This is a genomic window from Pseudomonas sp. AL10 (assembly GCF_029960685.1).
GTDB lineage: Bacteria > Pseudomonadota > Gammaproteobacteria > Pseudomonadales > Pseudomonadaceae > Aquipseudomonas > Aquipseudomonas lactis.
In genome coordinates this window covers 95,000-112,802 of sequence record NZ_JASBQZ010000014.1, presented here as the reverse complement: position 1 = coordinate 112,802, position 17,803 = coordinate 95,000, and the positions used below count along the sequence as shown (strand labels likewise).

Genomic DNA, 17,803 nt, shown 5'->3' with positions numbered 1-17,803 from the left:
TTACAAAGTGCAAACCGGAGTAGGAGGCAGTGAGGCAATGCGCTCGAATTGCTCTGTCTTACCGAGGATCTCGGTACCGACAAAAGCCCGGACATTGAGGTACCCCTCTTTGACCCGAACGACGCCTTTGTATTTTTTATGATCGCGGGGATCAAACACCCAGCCATCGCGCCACGCTTCCTGGTCGAAACGATCCAGTTGCATGATCTGTACGCCGCAATCGCTGGTGGTGGAGGCCACGTCCTTGACCCAGACGACCTTTCCACACAGCGCGCCGGGCTTGTCGGCGCATTCGTCTACCTTGACCACCGCATCCTTTTCCGACGTGAGCCACAGGCCCTTGGCCTCTTGTGGGCCCGCCGCCGCATAACCGCTGGAACAGCACACCAGTGCCAGTGAAAGGAACAGCCATTGCCGCGCGTTCATAGTCGTCACCTGTATTTTTTGTTTTAAGAGACCGTCACACTAACGACGCATCGGTTATGATAGTCATCGCTACACGATAGTTATAACTACCATTAACAACCTCAGCAACATTTTTTTTCATTTTGATAAGCTGATTCTTCAACCTTTTTTTGCTAGGTACCTATGACCAAGCCCAACACCGCCAGCGCCCGCGCCGCTAACGCCGGGAAAACACAGGAACACAAGAAACCGCCTGCACAGCAGCGCAGCACTGAGACCTACGAGCGGATTCTCGTCGCGACCGCGCAAACCCTGTGTGATGTGGGAATAGAACGTCTGTCCACCAACCTGGTCTGCGAATGTGCCGGGCTGACCCCGCCAGCGCTGTACCGCTACTTTCCGAACAAGTACGCGCTGCTGACGGTATTGGGGGAGCGCCTGCTGGAAAAACAGAACGGGCTGATCGATAACTGGATCACTCCGCAGCTGTTGTCCGGGCCGCCAGAGGCGTTGGAGTCAGCGCTCGCCGATCTGATCCTGGAGACCTATCGGGTCACGGAGGCGACACTGGGCGGCATGTGGATCCTCAAAGGGCTGCGCGCGGTACCGGCGCTGGAGCATGTAAGGATTGACTCACACCGAAAAGTCTCCGGCGCACAGGCCGAAATCCTCGCGGCCGTGTTTCCCCAGGCGGATCCTCAAGAACTGGCCACCGCTGCCCGTGTGGCGGTGGAGATGATCCACGCGACGATCGAACTGCTGTTTGACGAATCCATGGACCCCAAGAGCGTCTGCGCTATGGTCGCGTCGATGATTGTCAGCCATCTGGATCGGTTGGCCCCTGTCACGAGAGTGTGAAGTGGAATGCGAGCATGGCCGGTGAGAACCTGTTGCCCGGCCGGATCGCACCTTCATCGACACCCGCGGGCGCTTTACCCTCTTAACAGCGAGACCACACGCCTCCTTACCTACCGCTGAACTCATTGGGTCCTTCATGCGCCGTGTCGAAACCGCCCCACTGCCACCTGTTCGCGATTATGCCTATTACCATCAGGTACTGGCCGGGGTGCAGTTACCCGCAGCATTGATTGACCTGGATGCACTGACGATCAACCTTCAGTGCCTGGGCAAACGGGCCGGGCACCTGCCCGTGCGGCTAGTGACAAAATCCATACGCTCGGTGGAGATGATTCGCACAATCATGGCAACCGGGTCGTTCATGCAGGGCCTGCTGTGCTACAGCGCTGCAGAGGCCGCCTGGCTGGCTGGCCTGGGTTTCGACGATATCGTGGTGGCTTACCCGACGGTCGATGAGCGCAGCCTGGTCAAAGTCGCCTGCCAATTGCGGCGAGGACGCTCGATCACGCTGATGGTCGACAACCGGACCCAGGTGCTGGCGATCAACGAGATAGCCATGACCGAGGGTGTGGTCATGCCGTTGGCGATCGATCTGGATATGTCGTCTGATTTTCCTGGGCTGTACTTTGGCGTACACCGCTCCCCGATCAACGACGTGGCAAGTGCACTCGGACTGGCCGCCGATATCGCCTCGAACCAAGGCGTCATGCTGAAAGGGCTGATGGGTTATGAAGGGCAAATTGCCGGACTGATGGATGCGGTGCCAGGCCAAGCCGTCAAGAATAGAATCATCCGGTTTCTCAAAAGCCGCTCCATAGCCGAAGTTAATAAACGCCGGGAGCAGGTTGTGCAAGCGTTGCGCAAAGCCGGCCACACCCTGCAGTTTGTAAACGGCGGCGGCACGGGCAGTTTTGAAAGCACCCGCCAGGATCCTTCGGTCACCGAGTTGGCAGCCGGCTCCGGCCTGTACGCACCGACCTTGTTTGACCACTACCAAGCCTTTGAACTGAAGCCTGCCGCCGGGTTTGCCTTGCCCGTGACACGCACCCAGGCCCCCGGCGTGATGGTGTGCTCAGGCGGTGGTTACATCGCCTCTGGGCCCGCGGGCAAGGACCGATTGCCCCAGCCCTGGCTACCCAGCGGCTGTCGCTTGATCGACAACGAGGCCGCCGGCGAAGTCCAGACCCCACTGCAACACACCCTGAGCCAAGCATTGAACCTCGGCGACCCGGTGCTGTTTCGTCACGCCAAGGCGGGCGAGCTGTGTGAGCGTTTCGATGAACTGCTGGTGATCAGCAATGGGCGCGTGGTGGATCGCGTGCCGACTTACCGCGGCGAGGGCAAAAATTTCTTCTGACGACTCGCGCACGCTCACATCCCCTCTCTGGCATCTTGCCCAAGGATTACCGTCATGAATCAGCCTGTCAGCAGCATGCCCAATTCGCTTGAGCCTGTGCCGTTACTCAATGAACTGTTCACGGCCCAACAAGCCGCCGTGCATGCCCAGGGCGCCCCGACCTACGCGCAGCGCATCGCCGCCTTGAACGCGGTGTTGCGCCTGGTCACCGATCATCATGACTCACTGCTGGAAGCAGTATGCGCGGATTTCGGCAACCGCTCGTTCGCCGAGACCCAACTCAGTGAGCTGATGCCTATCGTCAACGGCATCAAGCATATCCGCGCGCATCTCAAAGGCTGGATGCGCCCCAGCAAACGCAAGGTGGGCATCGCCTTCAAGCCCGCATCGGCCAAGGTGATCTATCAACCGTTGGGCGTGGTGGGCATTCTGGCGCCCTGGAACTACCCGTTGACGCTGACCCTGGCGCCGCTGGTGGAAGCGCTGGCAGCAGGCAATCGGGTGATGATCAAACCGTCGGAGCTGACCCCGCGCACCGCCGCGTTGCTGCAATACTTGCTGGCCAAGACGTTTCCCGCCGACCAGGTCACCGTGGTCATCGGCGACGCGCAATTGGCCAGCCGCTTCAGCGAATTGCCGTTCGATCACTTGCTATTTACCGGTTCTACCCAGGTCGGGCGTCTGGTGATGGCGGCCGCAGCGCGCAACCTGACCCCGGTGACCTTGGAGTTGGGAGGCAAGTCACCGGTGGTGCTCGCTGCGGATTTTCCACTGAAGAAAGCGGCGCGGATGATCGCCATCGGCAAGCTGTTCAACGCCGGCCAAACCTGCGTCGCACCCGATTATGTGCTGGTGCCGCGGCCTTTGGTCGAGCGCTTTGCCACTGAATGGCTGGCGGCAGCCAAGCAGCTGTACCCCAGCATTGATGGCAATAAAGACTACACCTCGATTATTTCGCGGCGTCATTATGAGCGTCTGCTGAACCTCGTGGATCAGGCGATCGTTGCCGGCGCCAAGGTGTGGCAGAACATTGAATTCGATCAGACCACCGAGCGCAAAGTCCCACCGACCCTGCTGACCGACGTGCCATTGAGCACCGATATCATGCGCGAGGAAATTTTTGGCCCACTGTTGCCGGTTGTCGCCTACGACACGCTTGATGAGGCGCTGGCGTTTATCAATGCGCGGCCTAAACCGTTGGCGCTGTATTGCTTCTCCAATGATCGGAGCTGTATTGAGCAGGTGGTGCAGCAAACCCGCTCAGGCGGTGTAACGATCAATGGCACCATGCTGCATGCCACCCAGGACGACCTGCCCTTCGGCGGCGTCGGTGAAAGTGGCACGGGGGCCTACCATGGCTACGAAGGGTTTGTGCGCCTGTCCCATGCCCGTGGCGTGTTCAAACTCAGTCCCTTCAATATGTCCGACAAAGTCGCGGCGCCGTATGGGCGGTTTACCCGCCTGGTGACCCGCCTGATGCTGGGCAAATAACCGCATCACAGGGAGCCGACCATGCTCGGTGCTACACGGCACACCGCCGATTTACCGGTCAATCTGCTGCGCAGTCTGGCGGATCTAATTGTGCAACTGGGCCTGGACCCGAATCGACTGTGCCTGGGTTTAGGCTTCAACATCGCTGACCTGGCCAACCCGCAAAGTCGCGTCTCGATTCGTCAGGCCTGCCTGATGATCAAGCGCGCTCTGGACATGACCAAGGGGCGCGACAGAGGACTGGGCCTGGACATGAGCACGACCGAGTCCATCGCCTCCATGGGCCTGGTGGGTTATGCCATGTTGACCAGCGCTACCCTCGGTAGCGCGATAGCCCTGGGCATCGACATGCAGAAACAGACCGGCGCGCTATTGAGCTTCGAGAACCTCGAATCCCCAGGGCATATTACGCTCCAGGTCACCTGCCCGTTTCATGAGCCCGAGATCCTGATCTTTCTGGTGGAGGAAGCCTTCGGCGTGTTCTTGAACGTTGCGCGTACCCTGGCAGGCCCGGCGTTCAGCCCGTCGTCGATCGAACTGAGTTACCCACGGCCCGCCTACGCCGCCCATTATGAAAACCTGTTCAGATGCCCGGTGCACTTTGACCGCAAGGACAATCTGTTTGTCTGCGCCAAGCACTGGGCCAATACCCCCATCGGCACCCACAACGCGTTGAGTAATCGACAAGTCATGGAGTTGTTGGAAATGAGTGACGGCCGGGGCGGCGAAATTGAGTTCGTCGAATCCGTCGAGCGCATTCTGCGTCGCGATCTGCGCACACCCCTCAGTTTGTCAGCGGTCGCTTCTCAGTTGTGCATGAGCGAACGCACCTTGCGCCGGCGTCTGGCGCAGAACGAGATGTCCTATCAAGCCATTCTGGATGATCTGCGCAAGAAGCGTGCCCTTTCTTTATTGGGCAATGTACGCATGACGCTGGATGAGGTGGCTTTTGAAGTGGGCTTCAGCGACGCGCAGAACTTCCGCAAGGCGTTCAAGCGCTGGACCGGGCACGGCCCGCGACAAACGCGCGCTTGACTGCCGTCACTTTCGTGGCTTTTGACTGAACGCTTCCAACCGCAAGCCATGCCATGCGATCGCCAGCAGGCGTAAACGACGCGGCCCATACAGCGCCTGAATGAAGCGTTCGAACAACTTGAATTTGCGTGATGTGTAGGGGTACCAATTGGCCTCGATCTTGCTCCCGGCCTTGTCAATCAGTACGGCCTTGCTACGGGTGAACCCAAGCAGCCCTTCCGGCCCACGCAGTTTGCCGAAGCCACTTTTCTTCGCGCCGCCAAATGGCAAGCCTGGGTTGCCTTCGCTCATGTTGACGTTGTTGATCGACACTCCGCCGACCTCCAGTGCGCCGGCCACCCGCAACGCGCGCTGCGTGTCGGCGGTAAACACACTGGCACATAGGCCATAGTCAGTGTCATTGGCCAGCTCAATGGCGTGCGCTTCGCTGGTGAAGGCCATGACCGGCAATACCGGACCGAAGGTTTCCTCGTTCCACACCCGCATCGCCGGCGTGACACGGTCCAGAATGATCGGCTGCACAGTCAGGGAGTTCGCGCTGGGTACGGCACCGAATCTCAGGCGCGCGCCAAGACTCAGGGCGTCTTGCACATGCTCAATGACCTTGTCACGCTGAAAGCCGACGGTCATGCGCCCGACGTCGGCGTCGCCTTTATCGCCAACGCGCACGACGAGCTTTTGCGCCTCCTTGACCAGGCTATCGACGAAACGATCCTGCACGCTGTGCTCTACCAACAGGCGCTCCACACCGCTGCAGGATTGCCCGGCGTTGGTGAAGCCGCCCCACAGCGCGCCAGCCACCGAGCGCGCCATGGGTGCATCGGCAAACACGATCATCGGATCTTTGCCACCCAGCTCCAGCTCCACCGGAATCAATTCACGACTGGCCTGAGCCATGATCTTGCTGCCGGTGGGGCCACTGCCGGTAAAAAAGATCTTCGCCGGCTGCTGCTCGATCAACGCCGAACCCAGGCTGCCGGCGCCGTACACCACCCGGACCAGGCTCTGGAGTACCGATGAACACGCCAGGACCTGTTCGATCAATCCCTTGCAGGGAGCGTGTTCGGAGGGTTTATACACCACGGCATTGCCCGTAACGATCGCGGCCGCGATGCCGGTGATTGCGTTGTGGAAGGGGTAATTCCAGGGGCATATGATCAGGACGACGCCCAGGGGCTCATGCAGCAGCAACGACTGCTTGCCCAACAACGTAATCGGCGTTTTGACCTTTTCAGGCTTCAGCAGCCGCTCGGCATTTTTCTCCAGCCAGTTGAGCCAATCAATGGTGCCGAGAATCTCCGCAACCAGTGCATCCGTTCGACACTTGCCCACCTCCTCCATGACCCGCGCGATGATCATTGAGCGATGGGCCAGAATCGTTTGTTTAAGCTTGGACAGTTCGGCCAGGCGCTCCTTGGTGGACAGCAGAGAGTGAGCGCGCAAAGCCGTGCGGGCGTTTGTGAATGCCATCCGGGCAACCTCAGCCTCACACGGCAGCACGTTGTCGCGCGGGCAGGGTTTGAATTCATCGGGAGTGTTCATTCAACGTTCCTCGGGATCATCGGCCAATCTCCAAGGTAACTGGCCGCAGGCCTTTGAAGCAGGGTTGAGACGGACGAAAACCGGTCAAATACGGCTATTTGCCAGCGCCCAACTGAACCTCAGCTGAAGACAATCGCTATCGCGATTAAACCGTTTGATTAATACCGATGGGTATTCAGATCATGACCAGCCTGTTTAACAAGGCTTGGCCGCCTGTAATGAAATACTCAGGACCACACCGTTGACGCTCCGGAATCCATTTGTGCAGTGCCTGTCAGCGTCCGTGCTATATGCCTTTGTGCTGATACCGCAGTTGTCCCAGGCGGCAAACCATCCCGAAGGTTTTGCCAAGGGCGTGACCGGTGGTGGCGAGGCTGTGGCTGTGCACCCCGCCACACCCACTGAACTGAAAAATGCCTTGTGCGCGCGCTTTGACACGCGCGGCAATTGCACCGATGACACGCCACGCGTTATCGCCTTGGACCGTACCTTCGATTTTCGCGGTTCGGTTGTTTCCGACGGCAGCGCCCAAGCAACAGAGGCCGGATGCATGGCCAACGCCTGTGCCCATGGCGGTGGGCAATGGGCGATCGACGGCGCCAACCATTTCTGCCAATCGAAACCGCCAGCCACAGTGACCTACGACAAGGCAGGGCTGCAGCGCCTGAAGATTGGCTCGAACAAAACGCTAGTGGGAGTAAGCGCTCATGCCGGTATTCAGGGCATGGGGCTGTTTATCGGGAGCGGCGCATACAATGTCATCGTGCGTAACCTGACCCTGTCGGACATCAACCCCCGTGTGGTCTGGGGCGGTGATGCACTCACCCTGGACGATGCAGATGGCGTGTGGATCGACCATGACACCTTCGCGCGTATCGGCCGGCAGATGATCGTGACCGGTTGGGGCAGCGCGACCCATGTGACGATCTCTAACAACGAGTTCGACGGCCGCACGCCCTACTCGGCGACCTGCGATGGTCACCATTATTGGGTATGGTTGTTTCTAGGCCATCACGACACCCTGACGCTGCTCAGAAACTACGTGCATGACACCTCGGGGCGCGCCCCCCATGCCGGCGGAATGGGCAACGCCGAGATTCGCGCGCAACTGGTCAATAACGTATTTGCCCATCTCACGTACCAGGGCGCGATCATGTCCCGCACCGTCAGTTCCCATCTGCTGGTGGAGGGCAATGACTTCGAAGACGTATCGCACCCGCTGTTCAACGATACCCGGCAACCCGGCACGGCATTCGCCCTCTTCGCCCCAATCCCGCAGTCGGCCAACGACACCTGCCAGTCCGCGCTAGGCAGGCCCTGTGTTGCCAACCAGCAACACCTGAGTGGTGATGACTATCGTCCCCAGGATGCTCCTGTGCTGGAGGCGTTCAAGGAATACCGTCAATACCTTATTGCACCGCAGCCAGCCGAAACGGCGCGAATTGAAGTCCCCAGCGACGCCGGTGCTGGTCACGTCAATCTGGGGAGCCACTGATGCGACGCCTCCTGCTGATCATGTTTTGCACGCTTGCGGCCCATGCACACGCCGCCGGCTTCGGCTTCACCCGCACCGACTCCCGGATCGTCGTCGACACCGGTGCAAACTTGCTGTTCAGCGTGGACACGCGCAATGGCGATTTGACTTCCATGCGCTATCGCGACAGCGAGTTGCAGACCACCGAACCCAAAGCCTCGCAGATCGCTTCCGGCCTTGGCAGCGCACAGGTAGACGTGCACACGGTAGGTGACGTGATTGTGATCAGTGCGCGGGCGGGAGAGTTGATCCACTACTACCTGGCGAAAAAAGGTCGCGCTGCTATCTACATGGCGACCTACGCCCCAACCCTGCTACCCGTGGGCGAGCTGCGCTTTGTGGCGCGGCTCAACGTCAACAAGCTGCCCAAAGCCGACCGTGGTACCGACTCCAACGTCGGCACAGCGATCGAAGGCAAAGATGTGTTTTTGCTACCCGACGGGCGCACCAGCTCCAAGTTCTATTCGGCACAACCGATGATCGACGACCCACTGCACGCGGTCAAAGGCCCCGGTGTGGCGGTTTACATGCTGATGGGCAGTCGTGAACTCAGCTCTGGAGGTGCGTTTTTCAAAGATATTGCCACTCAGAAAACGCCGACCACCCATGAGCTGTACAACTACATGTTCTCCAATCACACCCAGACCGAGCCCTATCGCGGCGGCTTGCATGGGGTTTACGGGCTGTTGTTTACCGACGGTGGTACCCCTGACGCTGCCTTGATCGACGTGGGTTTCGTCAATAGCAGCCTGGGCCTTGCCGGGTTCGTGGACAGCGCTGGGCGCGGCGCGGTAGCCGGTCACGTTTGCGGCGTGACCAGCGCACTGCCGGCGGTGGTGGGTTTGAGTAATGCCAACGCCGAATATTGGGCGCGCGCCGATGGCAGCGGGAGGTTCCAGTTGACTGCGGTACGCCCGGGGCAATACCGGATGACGCTCTATCAGAATGAACTGGAAGTGGCACAGAGCACGGTTGATGTCAAAGCCGGCACGACCACCCAGGCGAGCTTGCAGGCGCAACCGCTTCCAGGCCAGGTGAAATGGCAAATCGGTGTGCCCGATGGCACTCCGGCTGGCTTTCGCAACGCGCACTTGGTGCTATCGGCACACCCCAGCGATTCACGCATGGCGTCATGGGGCCCCGTCACTTACACCGTAGGCACCAGCACTGCTGATGAATTCCCGGCGGTGCAATGGCGCGACGTTAACAGCCCCACGCGCATCCAGTTCGTATTGGCCGCCAACGAGCTGAGCGCTTACCGGCTACGCCTGTTTATTTCGCTGGCCCAAGCCGGAGGGCGCCCAGCAGTGAGGGTCAATCAGCACTGGACCGCGCCAGTGCCACCCGCTTCGAAGCAGCCCGACAGCCGTGGCATCACCCGGGGCACTTATCGCGGCAACAACACCGTGTTCGAGGTCAGTGTTCCGGCCACAGCGCTGCAGGTAGGCGTTAACACAGTGGAGATCGGCGTGGCATCAGGTAAAACGGGGAAAGGCTTTCTAAGCCCAGGCATTGTGTTCGATAGCGTGCAGTGGGTGCAGTAATGATCACTGGGACCCGATCGGCCCACTCACCATCGGCAAGCACGCCGAAATGATAGCTAGCGAGTGGCTGACAGGGGCCGGCCTGGTCATTCTAGGTATCGTAACCGGCTTTGTCGGCACCAATACGGGAGGAAGCGTGTTTTTCACAGTACCGGTCATGATTGGGCTAGGCATTGCACCGCAGTCGGCCGTAGCCACTGCCCGCTTAGCGTCACTGGGCACGATGCTGGCTGGACTACGTCATTTCCACAAGCACGGAAAAATCGATTATGCCGCTGCTTTCCCTGCGGCGCTCCTAGGTCTGCTTGGGGCGCTGGCGGGGGCGAGTCTGCTGATTGAAATCGATCCTCTGCTGCTGCACAAAATAATTGGAGCACTGACGTTATTACTTGTAGCGCTTTCGCTAATCAAAAAGCCGCTTGCCGGAGAGTCACACCCTTCCTGGACAAGGCGACTCGCAGGTTATTTGCTGTTCATCCCAGTAGGCGCAGTTGGGGGTTTATTTGGCGGGCAGGCAAAACTGTCGACGTACATCTACATTATTTTTTTTCGCAAAACGATCAGCGAATCCATTGGCACTCGAAAGGTCGGAGGGTTGGTGCTGTCAATCGGATCGCTGATGGTCTTCGGCATCAACGGCATTATCAACTGGCAATACGGCGGATGCCTATTGGCCGGCACAGTGCTTGGCGCAAACGCCGGGGCACGATTTGCGTTAAGCAAAGGCGATGAATGGATGGAGTGGGTATTCAATATCGTGGTGATTGGCTTGGCGTTGAAGCTGCTTTTTGAGTAATCGATATGGATAGGTGCCGCCAAGCCGAAATTTATCATATCGTGTTGAACCTGCAGCAGGTCCGGTAATTGGATATACTATCGTTGCGCAACCTTGAAGCCGTTACCGACCAGAGATACTGACCGCGAGCAACGATACGGCGCAAAACCAAGTTATGACCCAGCCGTAGATTTCAAAATCAGCCCAAACCCAGACTCATCAATTACTGTTTTGTTGAGCGCCCAAGCGATGTGGCAGCTACCGCAATGACCCTACGTCGTAGACATCTAAAGGCATTGCTTGGCCCCCCCTTACTCGCCTAACGCTCACTTAGTCTAAGCTCGGCAATGACGCTACGGACGCTCGACATAGGCGTTAGCGTTGCCGCGAATAATGTAGCCAACTTTCATAATTTAACAATTACAAAGATGACAGCATGACCGACGGACGATCGTTGACTCCTCATGTATCTGCTCCGAAACTGGGTGGCGTTCAGCCTCGCTCCCGGAATCAAGATGGACGGGGCAGCGATGAGCGCGATACCACGAGAACGCCAGGGAGGAAATAATCAAATACGATGAATTGCAGATCGCTCGCAACAGAGGGGCTACGCCCGGCCCCTCCTCTCTCCAAACCGAATTAAGACGCTCACAATCGAGTGTATTCTAGTAAATCTTTGATAATCTACCTTCTGGATGGTAGCTTTGTTAAATTCACTGCTCACTCATCCGGTTCGTACCGGGCAAGGAGCAGAGCCATTTGAGAGAGATTCACGATGAGCAAAAAGAAGATAACTTTCCAAAACCCTCAAGGTATGAGCCTGTCTGGTTTGCTCGAGACGCCAGAATCTCCTAAAGCCTATGCATTGTTCGCCCACTGTTTCACGTGCGGTAAAGATATCAAAGCTGCCGCAAGAATTGCTAAAGCGTTAGTCAACAACAATATCGCGGTGCTCAGATTTGATTTCACGGGCCTGGGCAGTAGTGAAGGCGACTTTTCCAATAGCAATTTCTCCTCCAACGTTGCCGACCTAGTAGCGGCTTCGGAATATCTGCGTGAAATGTACCAGGCTCCCTCCATCTTGATTGGCCATAGCTTGGGTGGAGCCGCAGTCATAGCGGCGGCGAAGCACATTCCTGAGGCCAAGGGCGTGGTCACAATCGGTGCACCCGCTGAAGCCGCCCATGTCATGAAGCAGTTCAGAGGTCATGTTGAGGCAATCAGAGACATTGGCGAATACAACGTGATGCTCGCCGGCAGAGAGTTCACGATAAAAAAACAGTTTCTGGATGACATTGAGGCCCAAAAACAGGATGCGAATATCGCTAACCTTCGACGCGCACTGCTTGTTTTTCATTCCCCAATAGACACCACCGTATCCATAGAACAAGCCCAAAAAATTTATCTGGCAGCTAAGCACCCCAAAAGCTTTATTTCGCTCGACTCAGCAGATCACCTCCTTACTAACAGTCAGGATGCAGACTATGTCGCTTCCTGCATTACTGCTTGGAGCTCCAGATACCTCTGACCTAAGTCCACCTCCACCCAACCCAGAACACATTCGATCCCTTAACAGCGCGCTGCCATGTTGGATTACGAGGAAATTGAAAATGACTTACGATTTTGACCTTTATGTGATCGGTGCAGGTTCCGGAGGTGTTCGGGCTGCGCGCTTCTCCGCCGGTTTCGGCGCCAAAGTGGCGGTGGCCGAGAGCCGATATTTAGGTGGTACCTGTGTAAACGTTGGCTGTGTCCCGAAAAAACTGCTGGTTTACGGAGCGCACTTCTGCGACGAATTCGAGCACTCGAAAGGGTTCGGATGGACTCCAGGGGACGCCAAGTTCGAGTGGGCAACACTGATCGCCAACAAGGATCGCGAGATCAATCGACTGAACGGTATCTATCGCGATCTGCTGGTCAACAGCGGCGTGACCTTGCATGAAGGCCACGCCAAGATCGTCGACCCGCATACGGTCGAGATTAATGGTGAGCGTCACACCGCCAGGAACATTTTGATCACTACCGGTGGCTGGCCGCAGACTCCGGAGATTCCGGGTCATGAGCATGCGATCAGTTCCAATCAGGCATTCTTCCTCAAAGAACTGCCAAAGCGTGTTCTGGTGGTGGGTGGTGGTTACATCGCTGTTGAATTCGCCGGTATCTTCCACGGGTTGGGCGCCGAGACCACATTGCTGTATCGCGGCGATTTGTTCCTGCGCGGCTTTGACGGTACGGTGCGCAAACATTTGCAGGAAGAGCTGAGCAAGCGCGGCATGAACCTGCAATTCAATGCCAACATCGAGCGCATCGACAAGCAAGCCGATGGCAGCCTGAAAGCAACCCTCAAGGATGGTCGTCAGCTTGAGGCGGACTGCGTGTTCTACGCTACCGGTCGGCGTCCGATGCTCGACAACCTGGGCTTGGAAAACACTGGCGTCAAACTCGACAAGAAAGGTTTTGTCGAGGTCGATGAACTGTATCAAACCGCTGAACCGTCGATCCTGGCTCTGGGCGATGTGATTGGTCGAGTGCAACTTACACCGGTCGCGCTGGCAGAAGGCATGGCCGTAGCGCGGCGCTTGTTCAAGCCCGAGCAGTATCGCCCTGTGGATTACAAGATGATCCCGACGGCGGTGTTCAGCCAGCCCGACATCGGCACTGTCGGGTTGACCGAAGAAGAGGCGCGAGAGGCCGGGCACGAAGTGGTGATTTTTGAAAGCCGTTTCCGGCCGATGAAATTGTCGCTGACTGAATGCCAGGAGCGCACTTTGATGAAGTTGGTGGTGGACGCCAAGACCGACAAGGTCTTGGGCTGCCACATGGTCGGCCCGGAGGCCGGCGAGATCGTGCAGGGTTTGGCGATTGCGCTGAAGTCGGGCGCGACCAAGCGCGATTTCGACGACACCATCGCCGTGCATCCGACGTCCGCTGAAGAGTTCGTCACCATGCGCACACCGGTCGCGGGTTAACCGCTCTTCGGTTATCTGATGCGTCTAGCCCTGTCGCAACGACAGCAGCTAGACGCACGCTTTCACCATCATCACGAACTTGTTGGCTCTGCCTGTGAAAGTTGCACACGGGCAAACTCAGCCACTGTGTTCAGCGCTTTGGCCGCTGAGCGCAGGTAAAAGGCTTGAAGCTGAAAAACGTGCCATCGTGCTGCGTACACCTCCAGCCAGCAATTCACCCCACTGTTGACTGCGTGTTCGGCCAAACGTATGGAATCGGATAACAGCAGTTCATGGTCGCCAACCTGAACCAGCATCGGAGGCAGTCCTTGCAGATCCACTCGCAATGGACTGGGCGTCGCCTCATCGGAGGCATACCAACCCAATCCCTGCTCAAGCCAACCGCGACGAATCATGGGGTCTTCCTTAAGTCGCGAGATCATTGAGGCGCCGGTCAAGTGCTCGTCGGTTACCGGTGACATCAGCAGCAGCCCAGCGGCAAAAAGCTTGTAACGATCTCGAAGCTTGAGGGCCAAGGCCAATACCAACGCAGCGCCCGCCGAATCGCCTGCGAGAAAAATCCGGTTGGCGGCATAACCTTGAGCGCGCAAGGCTTCATAGCATGCCAGCGCATCTTGCAGTGCTGCTGGACAGGGATGCTCTGGAGCCAATCGGTAATTCGCAACCCATACCGACATCCTGGATGCCTTGGCCAAGCGACTGGTGATGCTCCAGTGCGTGTCCGGGGAGCCGAGGCAAAACGCTCCGCCGTGCAGGTACAAAATGACACCGCCGCTCTCACCTTGCTTGGGAGCAACCACCTGTACGGGAACACCATTGACCTGCTGGCAATAACGGATCACGCCAGTGGTGCCGGGCATCAGCCGGGAAAGTCCCCTGACCACCCTTCTCTGCGCGACGACACCCAATCCCGGCCCGATCAACGACCGAAATGTGGTGCGCAAGAAGCCTCGCAAAAAACGAGTTTTCATCACCTCAAGCCAATCTGGTGATTCCGCTATCGTGGTGCCTCCTTCGAACTGACGGCTAAAGCGGTAGGCGTGCAAAGCCGAGAATCGCGTTAGCCAGCGATAGCTTAGGGTGAAGCCTGGCCAATTTGTGCTGTTGTTGCCGGCTTCATCGACGTACCAGCTCTTGCATCCGTTCCACACCGTGTTGGCCAGGCGGTTCTGGGTCTGTTGGTGGAAACGGTCATACGCGCTTTGATCGATCTCAACTGTGTTCGTCTCCGTTGCATTCAAAGTGCGCAAGCATCGCATGATGTGGGCAATCTGGCTTTCAAGCATATACACGATCGAGTTGTGGCCAAGGTTGGTGTTTGGGCCGTAGAGTATGAAGAAATTGGGGAAGTTCGGAACCGCTAGTCCAAGATAAGCCCGGGTACCGTCGCGCCAAGCCTGATTAAGGTTTATTCCGTCACGCCCGACAATGCGCATCGGAGACAAAAATTCAGTGGCCGCAAACCCGGTACCGTAGACGATCGCATCGACCTCATGCTGTCTGCCGTCAGCGGTTTCAATTCCGTTCTCCGTAATACGGACAATACCGTCGGTGACCAATTCCACGTTGGGCCGACTCATGGTCTTGAGGTATTCGCTAGACAGCAAAATGCGTTTGCAGCCGAACGGATAATCAGGAGTAAGTTTCTGCCGTAATACGGGATCAGTCACTTGCTCGGTCAGCAGCTTGCGAAATGGAATACCGACCGCCCATTTCATCAAAGACTTGAACCGGGTAAACGCCAGAGCTCGTGATTCATACCGAAGATATATTGATGCACGGTAAGCCTTCATCAACCAGGGAACATTGCGTAGCAGGGCTTTTTCTCGTTCGGAGTAAGCGCGGTCGGGACGTGGCATCACGTGCGCGGGGGAGCGCTGGAAAACCTTCAAGTGTTCCACCTGTCCGGCAATGGCCGGGACAAACTGGATCGCAGAGGCCCCGGTGCCGACTACCGCTACCCGCTTACCAGCTAACGAGTAGCTGTGATCCCAAGTGGCCGAGTGAAAGATGTGGCCCTTGAAATTATCCATGCCCGCCAATTTTGGAAATGCCGGGCGGCTCAGCTGTCCGGTGCCGCTAATCAGCAACGAAGCACTCAGTACAGTTCCGTCCCTCTGAATGACCTGCCACAGCGAGGTCGCTTCATCGAATTCAGCGGAGGCGACTTCGACGCCAAAACGGATGTATTTACTCAACCCATATTTGTCGGTACAGCGTTGCAGGTAGTTATGAATTTCACCCTGCGGAGCGAACACTCGGCTCCAGCCCGGATTGGGCTCAAACGAAAACGAATATAAGTGCGAAGGTACGTCGCACGCTGCGCCGGGATATGTGTTGTCCCGCCAGACACCGCCTACGTCATGTTTTTTTTCCAGGATGACGAAGTCCTCGACGCCGGCCTTTTGCAACGCAACGGCCATGCCGATGCCAGCGAAGCCGGTTCCAATGATGATCGCGGTCAGAGGCATTGCGGACTGAAGGTCCACATCAAATTCATGCAACGACATAAGGTGCCTCATTCTTGTTATTGGCAATGGTCGAGTCTTCCGGCTCCACGGACAATTTCACCCGTTGAATTCCCCTAATAAGATCAGCGGCTTTCTCAGCGATCATGATTGTCGGCGCGTTAGTATTGCCGCCGATGAGGGTTGGCATAATGGAAGCATCGACAATCCGTAAGCCCTGCAACCCATGTACGCGCAGCTTCGAGTCCACCACAGCAAGTGCGTCAACGCCCATCCGGCAGGTACCCACTGGGTGATAAACGCTGTCGGTGCGACGTTGCAGGATGGCGCGGATCTGCTCATCGGTGCCGATTTCTGCGGTATACAGATCTTGAGTGATCCAACTGGCAAGAGCGGGAGCCTGCATCAACTGACGGGTGATTTTGAACGCCGCGACCATGTCTTCAAGATCTTGTGGATCCTGAAGAAAGGCCGGATCAATCAATGGCGCCGTTTGCGGGTCATTACTGGCCAGCGACACCGCACCGCGACTGCGTGGTCGCAGAAGGCAAAAATGGCAGGAAAGTCCATGGCCGAGTCGCAATTTGCGGGCATGATCCTCGACCGGCGCAACGACGAAGTGCAGTTGAATATCCGGTTTGTCCAAAGCCTCGCGAGTTTTAAGAAACGCCCCGCCTTCGGCAAAGTTCGAGGTCAACATACCCCGACGTTCATTTCGAAAACGGACTGCCTCTTTCAGCAGCTTGACGCCGCCGCCCATGGAGACGCCCATTGCGTCGAGGCTGGGTGTTTTGTAAACGAAGACAAAATCCGGGTGATCCTGCAGGTTCTGGCCTACCCCTGGAAGATTCAGCAGGACTTTGATGCCGTGGCGTTCCAGTTCTGCCTCCGGCCCCACACCAGAAAGCATCAACAGTTGTGGCGTCTGAAAGGCTCCGGCAGCAAGGATTACTTCCCGATGTGCCCGTAACACGTGAATCTGGCCGCGTTGAAGAACTTCCACACCTACGGCGCGGGTACCTTCGAACAGGATGCGTTGAACCTGTGCCCGGGTTTCCACCGTTAGATTGTTGCGTACACCGATATGAGGAAGAAGATAGGCTCGCGCTGCACTACAACGCTCACCATGCTTTTGCGTCACTTGGTAAATACCTACGCCTTCCTGCTCGACACCGTTGAAATCGTCGTTGAGCGACAACCCGGTCTGACGGGCCGCGTCCAGGAATCGCTGCTGAAACGGGTTGTCGGAACGCAGATCGCTTACCCACAAAGGCCCGCCTCGACCGTGCCATTCGTTATCGATTCGCTCGTTGTGTTCGCTGAGGCGGAAGTAAGGCAGCACGTCTCTGAACGCCCAGCCGGTATTACCCAACGAAGCCCAATGGTCGTAATCCCATTGATGTCCCCGTACATAAATCATGGCGTTGATCGCTGATGAACCGCCCAATGTCTTACCGCGAGGCTGGTAGCCTTTGCGGCCAGCTAGAGATATTTGCGGAACGGTTTCGAACGACCAGTTGTTCACCGAAGTCGGCACCATGGACACCACGGCGGCGGGGATATTTATCAGACTTGATTGACCACCTCCCCCCGCCTCCAGCACACAAACGCTGACGTTCAGATCTTCGGTCAACCTGCTCGCAACCACACACCCACCGGAACCACCACCCACAACGATGTAATCGAAGGTCTTTTTCATTATTGTTTTCTCACGCACAGGGCAGTGCGAGGTCCCAAACGTCTAATCAGAAACGTTTAAAAGCGATTTCTGATTCGCGCCAAGCACCGCGACAGCCTTTATTGTTGTTGAAACGGCTAGCCGAAC

13 protein-coding genes are annotated in these 17,803 nt (G+C 57.3%); 9 read left to right on the top strand and 4 right to left on the bottom strand.

Annotated features, from left to right (window positions below; translation table 11 throughout):
• On the bottom strand, nucleotides 1-426 hold the full coding sequence (locus QK296_RS15660) for a DUF2147 domain-containing protein (protein WP_150689072.1): 426 nt from the start codon (nucleotides 424-426) through the stop codon (nucleotides 1-3).
• Between the two features lie 162 nt (nucleotides 427-588).
• On the opposite strand from QK296_RS15660, the gene QK296_RS15655 reads away from it, so the two are divergent.
• The 4 genes from QK296_RS15655 to QK296_RS15640 all read left to right on the top strand — a co-directional run bounded on the left by QK296_RS15655 (nucleotide 589) and on the right by QK296_RS15640 (nucleotide 5,146).
• Entirely contained in the window at nucleotides 589-1,263 is a 675-nt protein-coding gene (locus tag QK296_RS15655; protein ID WP_150689073.1) for a TetR/AcrR family transcriptional regulator, read from the top strand.
• A gap of 136 nt (nucleotides 1,264-1,399) precedes the next feature.
• A complete protein-coding gene (locus tag QK296_RS15650) occupies nucleotides 1,400-2,620 on the top strand; it encodes an amino acid deaminase/aldolase (RefSeq protein ID WP_069787634.1) in 1,221 nt (406 codons plus the stop codon).
• Nucleotides 2,621-2,674: 54 nt separating this feature from the next.
• Complete coding sequence (locus QK296_RS15645) at nucleotides 2,675-4,111, top strand: coniferyl aldehyde dehydrogenase (RefSeq protein ID WP_150689074.1); 1,437 nt, start codon at nucleotides 2,675-2,677, stop codon at nucleotides 4,109-4,111.
• 21 nt (nucleotides 4,112-4,132) lie between these two features.
• Entirely contained in the window at nucleotides 4,133-5,146 is a 1,014-nt protein-coding gene (locus QK296_RS15640) for an AraC family transcriptional regulator (protein ID WP_150689075.1), read from the top strand.
• A 6-nt stretch (nucleotides 5,147-5,152) separates the two neighbouring features.
• On the opposite strand, the gene QK296_RS15635 is transcribed toward QK296_RS15640, so the two are convergent.
• Entirely contained in the window at nucleotides 5,153-6,688 is a 1,536-nt protein-coding gene (locus QK296_RS15635; RefSeq protein ID WP_150689076.1) for an aldehyde dehydrogenase family protein, read from the bottom strand.
• Between the two features lie 241 nt (nucleotides 6,689-6,929).
• On the opposite strand from QK296_RS15635, the gene QK296_RS15630 reads away from it, so the two are divergent.
• The 5 genes from QK296_RS15630 to gorA all read left to right on the top strand — a co-directional run bounded on the left by QK296_RS15630 (nucleotide 6,930) and on the right by gorA (nucleotide 13,510).
• A complete protein-coding gene (locus tag QK296_RS15630; RefSeq protein WP_150689077.1) occupies nucleotides 6,930-8,183 on the top strand; it encodes a pectate lyase in 1,254 nt (417 codons plus the stop codon).
• A complete protein-coding gene (locus QK296_RS15625; protein ID WP_150689078.1) occupies nucleotides 8,183-9,766 on the top strand; it encodes a rhamnogalacturonan lyase B N-terminal domain-containing protein in 1,584 nt (527 codons plus the stop codon). The genes QK296_RS15630 and QK296_RS15625 overlap by 1 nt, the downstream gene beginning before the upstream one ends.
• Nucleotides 9,767-9,815: 49 nt before the next feature.
• A complete protein-coding gene (locus QK296_RS15620; RefSeq protein ID WP_150689079.1) occupies nucleotides 9,816-10,562 on the top strand; it encodes a sulfite exporter TauE/SafE family protein in 747 nt (248 codons plus the stop codon).
• A 754-nt stretch (nucleotides 10,563-11,316) separates the two neighbouring features.
• Complete coding sequence (locus tag QK296_RS15615; protein WP_069787641.1) at nucleotides 11,317-12,069, top strand: alpha/beta hydrolase; 753 nt, start codon at nucleotides 11,317-11,319, stop codon at nucleotides 12,067-12,069.
• Between the two features lie 82 nt (nucleotides 12,070-12,151).
• On the top strand, nucleotides 12,152-13,510 hold the full coding sequence (gene gorA / locus QK296_RS15610; protein ID WP_069787642.1) for a glutathione-disulfide reductase: 1,359 nt from the start codon (nucleotides 12,152-12,154) through the stop codon (nucleotides 13,508-13,510).
• Between the two features lie 71 nt (nucleotides 13,511-13,581).
• Here the strand turns inward: gorA and QK296_RS15605 are convergent, their stop codons facing one another.
• Nucleotides 13,582-16,020 (bottom strand): alpha/beta hydrolase fold domain-containing protein, encoded by a 2,439-nt coding sequence (locus tag QK296_RS15605; RefSeq protein ID WP_150689080.1) that lies wholly within the window; start codon nucleotides 16,018-16,020, stop codon nucleotides 13,582-13,584.
• On the bottom strand, nucleotides 16,007-17,677 hold the full coding sequence (locus QK296_RS15600; RefSeq protein WP_108538207.1) for a GMC family oxidoreductase N-terminal domain-containing protein: 1,671 nt from the start codon (nucleotides 17,675-17,677) through the stop codon (nucleotides 16,007-16,009). Before QK296_RS15600 ends, QK296_RS15605 begins: the two co-directional genes overlap by 14 nt.
• Nucleotides 17,678-17,803 lie beyond the last annotated feature (126 nt).